Origin of the sequence: Limnospira fusiformis SAG 85.79 (genome assembly GCF_012516315.1) — a bacterium.
Lineage (GTDB): Bacteria > Cyanobacteriota > Cyanobacteriia > Cyanobacteriales > Microcoleaceae > Limnospira > Limnospira fusiformis.
Genome location: NZ_CP051185.1, coordinates 4,743,074 through 4,753,699 on the forward strand (window position 1 = coordinate 4,743,074; position 10,626 = coordinate 4,753,699).

12 protein-coding genes are annotated in these 10,626 nt (G+C 44.8%); 7 read left to right on the top strand and 5 right to left on the bottom strand.

All coding sequences use genetic code 11. The annotated features are described in order from the left end of the window. Positions 1-6 precede the first annotated feature (6 nt). Positions 7-525, bottom strand: coding sequence for a bilin-binding protein (locus HFV01_RS22435; RefSeq protein ID WP_006621433.1), 519 nt, complete (start codon positions 523-525; stop codon positions 7-9). A 402-nt stretch (positions 526-927) separates the two neighbouring features. Between HFV01_RS22435 and HFV01_RS22440 the strand changes: the two genes are divergently transcribed. Beyond that, on the top strand, positions 928-2,121 hold the full coding sequence (locus tag HFV01_RS22440) for a COP23 domain-containing protein (RefSeq protein ID WP_006621434.1): 1,194 nt from the start codon (positions 928-930) through the stop codon (positions 2,119-2,121). Positions 2,122-2,294: 173 nt separating this feature from the next. Here the strand turns inward: HFV01_RS22440 and HFV01_RS22445 are convergent, their stop codons facing one another. Together HFV01_RS22445 and HFV01_RS22450 are read right to left on the bottom strand one after the other, a co-directional pair. Continuing rightward, positions 2,295-3,326, bottom strand: coding sequence for a C39 family peptidase (locus HFV01_RS22445; RefSeq protein WP_006669097.1), 1,032 nt, complete (start codon positions 3,324-3,326; stop codon positions 2,295-2,297). 178 nt (positions 3,327-3,504) lie between these two features. Further along, positions 3,505-3,939, bottom strand: a complete 435-nt coding sequence (locus HFV01_RS22450; RefSeq protein WP_006621436.1) for a ferritin-like domain-containing protein — start codon at positions 3,937-3,939, stop codon at positions 3,505-3,507. Between the two features lie 450 nt (positions 3,940-4,389). Here HFV01_RS22450 and HFV01_RS22455 point away from each other — a divergent pair, with 450 nt between their 5' ends. The 4 genes from HFV01_RS22455 to cbiQ all read left to right on the top strand — a co-directional run bounded on the left by HFV01_RS22455 (position 4,390) and on the right by cbiQ (position 7,858). Then, positions 4,390-5,331: a hypothetical protein gene (locus tag HFV01_RS22455; RefSeq protein WP_006669098.1), complete on the top strand. Its 942-nt coding sequence runs from the start codon at positions 4,390-4,392 to the stop codon at positions 5,329-5,331. A gap of 63 nt (positions 5,332-5,394) precedes the next feature. Then, complete coding sequence (locus HFV01_RS22460) at positions 5,395-5,910, top strand: hypothetical protein (RefSeq protein WP_006621438.1); 516 nt, start codon at positions 5,395-5,397, stop codon at positions 5,908-5,910. 33 nt (positions 5,911-5,943) lie between these two features. Then, the gene (gene cbiM / locus HFV01_RS22465) at positions 5,944-6,588 is read left to right on the top strand and encodes a cobalt transporter CbiM (protein WP_046320161.1); all 645 of its coding nucleotides are present in this window, start codon (positions 5,944-5,946) and stop codon (positions 6,586-6,588) included. A 499-nt stretch (positions 6,589-7,087) separates the two neighbouring features. Continuing rightward, complete coding sequence (cbiQ, locus tag HFV01_RS22470; RefSeq protein WP_006621440.1) at positions 7,088-7,858, top strand: cobalt ECF transporter T component CbiQ; 771 nt, start codon at positions 7,088-7,090, stop codon at positions 7,856-7,858. Between the two features lie 15 nt (positions 7,859-7,873). Here the strand turns inward: cbiQ and tsaB are convergent, their stop codons facing one another. Together tsaB and HFV01_RS22480 are read right to left on the bottom strand one after the other, a co-directional pair. Next, complete coding sequence (gene tsaB, locus HFV01_RS22475) at positions 7,874-8,506, bottom strand: tRNA (adenosine(37)-N6)-threonylcarbamoyltransferase complex dimerization subunit type 1 TsaB (protein WP_006669099.1); 633 nt, start codon at positions 8,504-8,506, stop codon at positions 7,874-7,876. Positions 8,507-8,607: 101 nt separating this feature from the next. Further along, positions 8,608-9,249 (bottom strand): hypothetical protein, encoded by a 642-nt coding sequence (locus tag HFV01_RS22480; RefSeq protein ID WP_318285880.1) that lies wholly within the window; start codon positions 9,247-9,249, stop codon positions 8,608-8,610. A 357-nt stretch (positions 9,250-9,606) separates the two neighbouring features. On the opposite strand from HFV01_RS22480, the gene HFV01_RS22485 reads away from it, so the two are divergent. Both HFV01_RS22485 and HFV01_RS22490 read left to right on the top strand, forming a co-directional pair. After that, the gene (locus HFV01_RS22485) at positions 9,607-10,188 is read left to right on the top strand and encodes a hypothetical protein (RefSeq protein ID WP_193520399.1); all 582 of its coding nucleotides are present in this window, start codon (positions 9,607-9,609) and stop codon (positions 10,186-10,188) included. 81 nt (positions 10,189-10,269) lie between these two features. Next, complete coding sequence (locus tag HFV01_RS22490) at positions 10,270-10,584, top strand: type II toxin-antitoxin system Phd/YefM family antitoxin (RefSeq protein WP_193520400.1); 315 nt, start codon at positions 10,270-10,272, stop codon at positions 10,582-10,584. Positions 10,585-10,626: the final 42 nt, after the last annotated feature.

A 10,626-nucleotide genomic window follows, 5' to 3' on the forward strand; every position in this document is an offset into this window, starting at 1 on the left:
TACTAACTAACCTTTAGCACTCGCCGCGCCCCGTTGTACTGTTGCCATCAACTTAGGTGGAATGTCTAAGACTTCCATAATGATATCCATGTAAGGTTTCAGTAGTTGATTGCAAGTGCTGGGAAGTTTCTCCTGCATGGTTTCTTCCAAGCAGTGATAGGCTTTTAGACAGGCGACGTTTTTCTGATAGGCAGACAGAATATTAGCTAACCACAGCATCAAAGATTCCCGAAAATAGCGGGGGTCATCCCGTAACATAGCCACCGACATTAAGCAAATCGCCATGTTCATATCGTAAATACAGCGCTTGGAGTGTTGCTGCATTACTTCCGGGTGAATTAGCATAAACTTTTTCAAGGCAATCTTGATAAGTTCCGGTGATTTCGCCCGCAGAATTTCATAGGTTTTTGTCCGCGCCGGCAGGGTTTGAATATATTGATGAAAAGGTTTTAGTTCTGCGTCGCTTAGATAACGCCCATCTGCCTGGATCATTAACTCTTCCCATGCCAAATTAATTGTCGGCATTTTTGTTATCCTCTCACTCTGAATCGGCTATTGACTGTACACTTACTATTGTATACTGTCTTTTTAGAAGTGTGATGCTGACCCCAGACAAAAATCAACAAAACTCAGCAATTCGACATTATGGATAAATGATGCACATTTTGGCAGTTTTGTCAAGTGCGGAGAAGCGATCGCCACTGGTACATCGCCACTGATTCAGGGTAAATATTGAGTGGGATTACCTATTTAGTGATTTAGTTGGCTAGAATGGGAATGATGGGAATGTGCCACAATGGAACAGAGGGGCGGCGATCATGCGTCAGGGTTGGTACAGCCATTAGGAAATAGATAATTGCTGGTGAGGTCGTCAGTAGTGATAGGCTCGACTTGCCTTTCTATGTGAAAAGTGTTCGGAGAAAAACTATGAATATTACCAGTCTTAAACATTGGTCTGTAGGCACAGCAGCGTTAGGCATTCTGGCTCTGCATAGTGTCGCACCCAGTCTAGCTCAGTATTATCCCTTCTATAGCTTTTTTAACCCCATGTCTTCCTACTACGAGTCAGAAGACGATTTAGGGTTAGCAGAGGTTATAGGTAAACAGGACAGATTGAGGACACTGGGGAAAGCCTTACAAGACACCGGTTTGAGCCAACAACTCCAGGGGGAAACTTACACCATTTTAGCGCCAACAGACGCAGCTTTTGCTAATCTGCCCCGTGAAATGCGCGATCGCCTTTTCCGGCCAGAAAATCAGGGAATGCTGCGAGAGATTTTAAACTATCACGTTGTCGCTGGTCGCATCACCCAGCAGCAGGTAGAATCCGGGGAAATCACGACTCGGCAAGGGAACACTGTTCGCATTAGTGGCAACCCCAGAGACCAAAAACTAATGCTTAACGAGGCTAACGCTGATCAGTTACCAATTCCCGGTCCTAATGATAGTGTAATTGTAGTGATTGATCGAGTTTTGTTACCCCCCGGACTCATTCCCCTAGGAATCCAAAGCACAAACCCCCCCCAGGAAACAACTCAGCCGATACCAACTAATGATAATTCCTCTAACCAGGCTATGGTCAACCCTCCCCCAGTTTCCAGAACTCAGTTTATCTGTGAACAAGGGCCAGACGGTTTACCTACCACCTATGCAGTCACACCCAGAGGAAGGGTTCCTGTGATTAAATGGTATTCGGACTATTTCAGTGGTTCCGGCTATACCTCTGAACAACGCTGTCGGGAAGTTTCCGCGCGGTTCCAAAACTTTTACAGTTTGGGTTGGTTAAATTACATTACCCACGGCATAGTTAATCGCCAAAATGTCGTATGTGTGGCTAGTGACAATGCCATTCCCTGTTCAGGCGATCGCGTTTTATTCACTCTCAAACCCGGCTCAGACCCTGTGACTACTGTACAACAGCTTTTTAATGTTCGTGCCGGAGCCAGTAGTCCCCTATTTGAAAGCGAAGACGACAGCGGCGTGTATATTGACTTTAACAATTTTCTGGAAGCCACCCCAGTAGAAGGCACATCTACTCCCGCTACCCCATCTACTCCCGCTACCCCATCTACTCCTGTCACCCCAGGAAATAATCCCCCTTCTGGTGGACCAATTTGGTAGTCGTGAAGACCGAGGCACAGAAAACCGGAATTTCTAGTGATATTTTGTGCTTCAATTACAGCCTGTTCAGAAATCATCTGATCACCTCTCAAAGTCCCTCTCCCTCTCTGGGATCCAGATTTAGGGTGAGGGCAATGTATTAAGCGACTGGTGAACAAGCTGTATCCCTAAAATTATGGGGCAATAAAGTGAACCCAAAAATTGCCGTCAGGGAGGCACAGCCGCCGGATTAAAGAGTAAGAATAGGTTAGATATGCGCCACTTAAATCAGTACGATATCCACTAGAGAACCATTCGCCATAGGGGTCGTGAACTATGAACCCAGAGCTATTATAACCTACTACTGGCATGATGTGACCAAAGGAGGTAAAATAACCATGAATTACCGTAGGTTTTCCTTCCGCCAACCATTCTTTCACATCATCAATAGTCGCGTTAGTGGTGAAGTAGTCTTTACAGCCATACTCTCGGACAATTTTGGCTAAATCTTGGGGACTGTGGCGGCTATAGCCCTTATTGAGAGCATATTCATATAACTCATCTTCAAATTGACCATAACTAACCCGACGACGAGCCTGATAATAGCTGAGACACATAGCGATCGAGGTAACATTACATGATCCCGTAGGATTAAACCAGTTATCGAGTTGAGAAAAATAGGGAAAGTTCCGCAATCTCACTTCCGCTGGTAATAACTTGGGATAAACTAACTTTTTCCCCTGATATATTTCCCCGTGTTTATCAAAAATATACCAGATTGAATGCTGTTTAAAAGTTTCACTTCTGAGAGCAACTCTGATGTGATTTCGGTCTGGTTCAAAGGCTAATAACTGAAATTCTTGCCCAGCTTTAGCACCTTGTTTTTCCGATTCACTTAATTGAGCAGAATCAACGGGTCTCAGCTTCAGAATTGTATCCCTAGTGATTTTCAGGATGGGTATATCTGTGCGAATATCCTCTGGTTTCGTGTTCAGTAATTTTGGGGCGGTGATAGTTCCCAAAAAACCGCTTTCCCGACATTCTAACAACGCTTGAAAACGGTGCATAGCCGCATTTGACTTGGGGCCATAAATGCCATCGACAGGGGGATCAAGTAAGTTCAAACTCACCAAAATATTTTGAATCTGACGGGTGAGTTCTTCATCTGTGGCGATATCTTTGACATCGTAACGTTTATCTGTATTGACGATATCCTGGAGTTTCATCGTGGGTATTTATCTCAAATGGGATAGTAGGGTTATGGCCATCTTTTGGGTCTAGCTCAAATTAATCATAACATCAAAATCTTTCCCAGAGTCTTGATCATAGTTCAGCCTAGGTGGTTGAGAGGAATTAGACCGCCTAGGCTATTAATTGCTATAGTTTCACCGGGCCGACATAACCTCAGCTATAATCGCGTAACATCTTGCGAATTTCGATGCTGTGTAGTTCTTCCTGACCAATCATAGTGCGAGCATACTCTTCTAGGTAAATACTGGCATTTTCTACGGTTTCCAGTAGTTCTTTATACAAAGATAGAGCTTTTTTCTCATGGTTGAAACTTTCCGCCAATAAATCCTGTACCGAATGCTGATAAGTTTCCTCAATGGGAGCAATTTTTTGGCTGGGATGTCCTTCTAATCCTGTGAGAATTTCCCCCGCTTGTTGAGCATGGGTGAGGGACTCGGTAGCTTGAGCTTGAAAAAACTGCACAATGGGTAAACGATTGGGTCCGGTCACCATTAAGGAATAGTGAGTGTATCGAACCACCCCAGCTAACTCAAATTCCATGATGGAGTTAAGTAGCTCAATGGTTTTGTCCTGGTCAAGGTCTCTCATAATTTTCTATTAGTCTGTGAATCCCGCTTGACATCCTTCGGCCCTGAAAGGGACTGGGTTTGATAACTTCCCCAACCCCCATGATTACCATAACGATTATAGGACATTATGGCACGAGTTAACATTTGCTGCTAGTAGGTTGAGATGGCATTAGGGATATTCAGCTTAATTTATACCATGAAAAACGAAATTTGTCAAGGGGTAAATCGAAAAATTTAATCAGGGTCGGAGTGGTTAAGCAGTCCGGTTTATGGGAATTGTCAAACTTTCATAAATCCCGGAAATATGGGCGCGTTAATCGAGAATTATTGAACCTTAAATATCTGGCAAGCCTCAACCAAACCAGAAATTTACCCCCCCTAGTAAGATAATGTGATATTGGGGGCAATAATTAAGAATCACAGAATTGATAAATATGCCCCCCAAGGGCATTGTCAAATCAGACAATTTATGATTATGGAAAATCTGAGTGGTTTTAGGTATAATGTTGGTGGCAAACCCGACCATTGGTGTAATATGAACAAACAGTTGGGCAGATTAGGCAATATATTATTGTTGAGTATGATCGCATTATGTGCTTGTGCTGACACCGATAACCTACAGAGTCAAACATCAGAAACCCCTCCCTCCGAAACCACTGCTATACAGCCAGGGTCGGCGGAAATTGGGACTATGGAATTTCGCGCCAATGGAGAAGATTTGCTCCGGGAAGGTTGGGTGAGTAAAGATGGTTGGCAATTGTCATTTAATCATGTTTATATAACCTTTGCCAATGCCCAAGCCTATCAAACTTTAATCCCCTATAATCCCCACGCGGGAGTAGAACCCCTAGCCCAACAAATCATCAGTTTAGTAGAATTTAAAACCGTGGATTTAGCAGGAGGTGACCAGAGTGCAGAAACCATTTTAGTTAATCAAGTCCCCGCACCACCGGGGCGCTATAATGCGATTTCGTGGCAAATGGTTCCGGCGGTAGATGGTATGGCTGCGGGTTATTCATTAATGCTAGTGGGGAGGGCATCAAAAGATGGTCTAACTGTACCATTTAACCTGAGATTTAATCAAGAAATGGCGTTTACTTGTGGTGATTATGTGGGAGAAAAACGCAAAGGTATTTTGCAGCCAGGGAGTCGCGCCAACCTAGAAGCCACCTTTCATTTTGATCACTTATTTGGAGACCGAGAAGCGGAAGCGGAGGCGGCGATTAATACTCGTGCATTAGGTTTTGAACCCCTAGCAGCGATCGCCACTTCCGAGGGTGTAGATGCCAATTTAGATACACTCAGAGAACAACTAGCGACCGAGGACTATCAGAGAATCATGGAAATTTTACCGAATTTAGCCCATGTGGGTGAGGGTCACTGCGCCGAAAAGCAGATGCAAAGAGATTGATAAACTCCCACGGAATTAGGGTAAATTATCAATTACTTATTGTTGAATAATCAGGAGGATTTCATGAACTGGAAACTTTGTATATCCCTACTATTTTGGACGATCGCCATACCGGAATCAGCGATCGCCCATGGGGTCATAGTCCAATCTCAAACCACCTCAGCCATAAAAATTAATGCCACCTACGACACCGGGACACCCATGGCTAACGCCGAGGTGAGAATTTACACCCCCCAAGACCCCACTACCCCTTGGATGACCGGAAACACCGACGAAAATGGTCACTTTGTCTTCATTCCCGACCACGATAATAGCGGTTTGTGGGAAGCCACCGTCCGTCAAGCAGGACATGGGGCGTTAATTGCCATTCCCGTGAGTCCCCCAGGGGAACAGGTATCTCACAGCAGCGAAAATGCGATCGCTTCCAATTCCGCATCAAACCCCGTACAGAAATGGGTAGCCGCCGCCGCCGTAATTTGGGGATTTATCGGCACCGCCCTATTTTTTACCCGATTAAAACCCTCTGATGAGACGGGAGACAACAGCCCCCCTATAACCTCTCAAGAATCCGAAAACTAACCCACCATCAAACCTGACAAATATCATTAAATCATGCACATTTCCGAGGGGATTATTCCCGCGCAAACTTGTTTAGCTGGTTATGGAATCACCGGTTTATTAACCTGGTATTCTCTGCGTCAAATCAACCGACAAGCCAACCCCACCGCCAACATTCCCAAAGCCTCCCTTTTAACCGCCGCCTTTTTCGTCGCTTCCTCCATACATATCCCCATCCCTCCCGCCAGTGTTCATCTAATCTTAAATGGTCTACTGGGGGCGATTTTAGGATATTATGCTTTTCCGGCTATTTTAATCGGCTTAATATTCCAGGCGATTATATTCGGACATGGGGGATTAACCACCCTGGGAATTAATGCCATAATTATGGGAATTCCAGCTATAATAGCCGCCCTAATTTTTCAAAGTAGACATCGATTTAGTCAGCGTTTTAAACCTACCATCAGCCTAAATTTATTCGGGTTTGTAGCAGGTGCGTCTAGTGTAGGTTTGTCAACCATCTTATTTTTGACCATCCTGATTACCAATCTTCCCTCGACCCTGGAAAGTGAAGCCGAAAAAGCTGCCATTATCGCCCTAATTATCGCCCATATTCCCCTGATGTTTATTGAGGGAGTATTTACCGCCATGGTAGTTAATTTTCTGAATCGAGTCAAGCCAGAATTATTAACCCAATAACCCCTATTATAACTTGTTTACCAGTCGCTTAATACATTTCCCTCACCCTAAATCCCTCAGTCGCTTAATACATTTCCCTCACCCTAAATCCCTCAGTCGCTTAATACATTTCCCTCACCCTAAATCCCCCAGTCGCTTAATACATTTCCCTCACCCTAAATCCCTCGGTCTCTTAATACATTTCCCTCACCCTAAATCCCTCAGTCCCTTAATACATTTCCCTCACCCTAAATCCCTCAGTCCCTTAATACATTTCCCTCACCCTAAATCCCTCAGTCGCTTAATACATTTCCCTCACCCTAAATCCCTCAGTCGCTTAATACATTTCCCTCACCCTAAATCCCTCAGTCGCTTAATACATTTCCCTCACCCTAAATCCCTCTCCCAGAGAGGAGAGGGACTTTGAGATGTGATCAGATGATTTCTGAAGAGACTGTATTGATGGGGGAGTCTGAATAACCCCCCTTAACTCACCCTTCCTAAACCGGAGAGATTAACCATGAAATTTAGGATCGATGAGTATGCTAATCTCGATTCATTTATTCATAGATGGAACCCCCAATCAAAACTAATTGGATTGGGAATCTTAATGTTTGCTTTTGCTAATGTTCAACAACTCTGGCTAGTCCCCCCCATGTTGCTAGTCACATTAACATTATACACCATATCCAAACTGCCGCTATCCTTTTTAGGCGATCGCCTACAATATCCCGGACTGTTTATATTGGGGGTAGTTGGCTTATTGCCATTTATTTCCGGTCAGACCGTCTTATGGTCTTGGGGTCCCCTGATTATTCGCCAGGAGGGAAGTCTAGCCGTTTTGCTAATTGCTAGTAGATTTTTAGCCATTTTCACCACCGGAGTTGTCTTGCTGGGGACCTGTTCATTTATCACCCTAATTAAAGCCATGCGATCGCTTGGTTTATCCCCCATTTTAGCCGATATGTTATTAATATCCTACCGATATATATTTGAACTCAGCCATCAGTTGCAAATGATGAAACGCGCCACCATATTAAGAGGTTTTCAACCCCACCAATTCAGTCGTCGCAATTTGCAGATTTACGCAGCCTTAGCCGGGAGTTTATTAATTCGTAGTTATCAACAGTCGGAACAGGTCTATAAAGCCATGCAATTGCGAGGTTATGGCATCCCCGACAAAACCCATAAACCGTGGGAGTTTTTGACCGACTTGCCTAGTGCGATCGCCCTGGGAATCAGTTTAATTTTAGCCACCCTATTTGTCACCCTTTCCACCATCTCCACTTAACCGCAAATGGTCGGATTAATCCCCTTTCAAATTCTGAACCGGATGCTGTCCATAAAATGGTAAAGCATCCGACCAGTGGGGGCAATTTCCCTGTTGCCATAACAGAGTAGCCAATCCCAATATAGCACAACTTGTCTGTCCTAGTCCACCCGTCAGCGAGATTTTTTCTAATGGTTTTTCTTCTTGAGATAACCGCATTTCCCACTGTGAGGCAGACATGACACTATCAGGCAATTTGGTCACCAAACCCTGGGCAGAAACCTGATAAATAGCCACAAATAATTCTCCCCGTTGTGCCGGCATTTCTAGGGCAATATTCCCCGAATAATCCCCCGCTAAATTATAGGCAGCCGCCGCCAAAGTAGAAATCGCAAACAGGGGAATATCTAACTGTTGTGCGAGGGTTCTCGCCGTCACCACTCCCAAGCGAGTCCCCGTAAAACTTCCCGGACCCCGCGCCACCGCTATTAGTTGTAAATCCGCCCAAGTTTGAGGGGGCATAAATTCCGATATATGTTGATGGAGTTGGGTTGATAAATCCCTCCCCAAATGCCAAGTTTGGCAGCGCACAGGTTCCCCAAACTTCCCCATAGCTAAACCCAATTCGGGGCTACTGGTATGGATAGCGAAACCATAGTTTTTTGCCATTAGTGTACCTTGTGTAACTCACTGATATTATGCTATCCTAATAGGTGTCAGTTTCCCCATACAACCCATGGAAATCCGGTTAACCAAACCCAGGTCAATCATTAAAGTTCTTTCGGACCCGGTTCTGGACTCAGAATAATCACATATTCTCCCCCTTTGCTTTGCTGAATAATCACCAGGGGAGGGCGCACATTAGGGGGGGCATTTTCTGGTAATGATGGGAAAATATAATATTGACTGTCTCGGTCAATTAACAGTCGCCAGATGCTGGAGTTATCCGCCTGGGTTTTGTCGTTATAATCTCGCTGTAGTAACATCTGATAAAGTTCTAAATCCCCGATAAATCGAAAATTTCCCACTACTGGGTCATCAGTCAAGTCGTAGATTTTGCGACCTAGGGGAAGCTGATTTTCTGGGGTAATTATAGTTACCACAGGCAACATGGATGTATGGTTATGGGCATCTCGAATCGCGTCTAGGTTTCCCTGGGTTTGACCTAGATAAAATAGACCCGCCAAACACCAACCCGCAATCACCAATTCATTGACAAAGTTTTTATCATAGTTAATGGGTTGGAAATCCGGCAAAGCATTCAAAGTGCGAGTCGCGCGAGAGTGGTGCTGTTTGATGCTTATTTTTAACAGATAATGACGGCTGGTGTTCATGAAATTCGCGAATTTGCCGCTACTCCATTCCAGTAATTTGAGACTCAGAAAAATTAGCAGAAAGGTAGCGATCGCCACCCGAAAAGTGCGCCAGAAAGTAGACCAATCGCCCCCCGACAAATGCCCAAAAAATACCTAAATCGGGGCAATAAAAAACGATTTTATCGGCAAATCTAACGTGGTCACTTCTAGTTTAAAAAAGGCGAAATATGCCCAGCGGTAAATCCAGCCCGTAAAATACAAGCCGACTCCTAAGATAGTTAATAAACTGGCTAATTTACTAAACATTAAACCTCCGTTTATCGCCAATTGAACCCAGAACCATGGGGGGTAGGGGAATGACTACTTAGCCAATGTCAAGGGGGAAGTTTCCGAAAAAGGGTCGAGTCAGCTTGAAGATGTTAGTATTAAATCATATCGTCTCTCACTCCTGCCATGAGAACTCCTCAACTGATGATTTGCCTATCCCTAGCTGGTCTGACGATCGCCACGGGTGACATTCAACCAGCGATCGCACTCCCGGTGCTGGTAGCCCAAAACCAACCACAAAAGCGACCGATTCCGTTTTCCTTGCCACTCTCCGCGACGGTGATTCTGGTTGATGGCGGTCAACGCACCGGTCAACTGGTTGAAATTAAGCCAGAATATCTCATTGTAACACGAGGTGAGAGTCGCCGTCAAGAAGCGATCGCCAATGTTGCCCGCGTGGAATTTGGGGAGGATATTTGGTGGCCGACTTCCGACGGTCGGATAGTGACGGCTGGCGGCAACGATGATCACATTCTGGGAAACCCCCGACGCTTCCGGGTGCGGGTGGATGGATTAGTTTGGGAAGATGCGGATAAAGGCCTTTTGGCGATCGCACCAGAAGCGGTTATCGCAGTAGATGATCAACCCGGCATTCCCAGGGGGATGAGGAACATAATTTATATTCGTTATATGGTGACTGCCATAGAATTTGACCCCCAGAATGCCGAGTTAATTATCACGGCACGATTGCGATCGCCTTCCGAATAGTTATGGGAACTGGGATGATAATTTTAACTAAACTTGAATGCGATCGTTGCTTGATTAATTGCATCAATAGGAGGCGCAAATATGTATCACATTGATTTATCCGATGCCCACCTAAATCTATCGGAATTGGTGGAAAAAGCCCTCAGCGGACAAGAGGTTTTTATTACCAAAGATAATCAACCCCTGGTCAAGCTGGTTTCCGTTTCCCCGCCCGAAAAATTGTCAAACCGTGAACCGGGAACTGCCGAAAACCTGGTGCAAGTCTGTGATGATTCCTGTTGGGAAAGCCAGGAGTTGGTGACATCTTCTAAGTTAAATCAACTTGAAGAAAAGCTGGAATATTTGAATCAAGTCTTTGACCAATTCAAGAAAATGGTAGCCGATTTGAGGGACTGAACTTGATGCGGTTACTGCTGGATACTCACGCTTTTATTTGGT

What these genes read in the sequence shown, in the direction of transcription:
- HFV01_RS22435 (WP_006621433.1), bottom strand. Translation starts at nt 525, where the DNA reads ATGCCGACAATTAATTTGGCATGGGAAGAGTTAATGATCCAGGCAGAT.
- HFV01_RS22440 (WP_006621434.1), top strand. Translation starts at nt 928, where the DNA reads ATGAATATTACCAGTCTTAAACATTGGTCTGTAGGCACAGCAGCGTTA.
- HFV01_RS22445 (WP_006669097.1), bottom strand. Translation starts at nt 3,326, where the DNA reads ATGAAACTCCAGGATATCGTCAATACAGATAAACGTTACGATGTCAAA.
- HFV01_RS22450 (WP_006621436.1), bottom strand. Translation starts at nt 3,939, where the DNA reads ATGAGAGACCTTGACCAGGACAAAACCATTGAGCTACTTAACTCCATC.
- HFV01_RS22455 (WP_006669098.1), top strand. Translation starts at nt 4,390, where the DNA reads ATGATTATGGAAAATCTGAGTGGTTTTAGGTATAATGTTGGTGGCAAA.
- HFV01_RS22460 (WP_006621438.1), top strand. Translation starts at nt 5,395, where the DNA reads ATGAACTGGAAACTTTGTATATCCCTACTATTTTGGACGATCGCCATA.
- cbiM (WP_046320161.1), top strand. Translation starts at nt 5,944, where the DNA reads ATGCACATTTCCGAGGGGATTATTCCCGCGCAAACTTGTTTAGCTGGT.
- cbiQ (WP_006621440.1), top strand. Translation starts at nt 7,088, where the DNA reads ATGAAATTTAGGATCGATGAGTATGCTAATCTCGATTCATTTATTCAT.
- tsaB (WP_006669099.1), bottom strand. Translation starts at nt 8,506, where the DNA reads ATGGCAAAAAACTATGGTTTCGCTATCCATACCAGTAGCCCCGAATTG.
- HFV01_RS22485 (WP_193520399.1), top strand. Translation starts at nt 9,607, where the DNA reads ATGAGAACTCCTCAACTGATGATTTGCCTATCCCTAGCTGGTCTGACG.
- HFV01_RS22490 (WP_193520400.1), top strand. Translation starts at nt 10,270, where the DNA reads ATGTATCACATTGATTTATCCGATGCCCACCTAAATCTATCGGAATTG.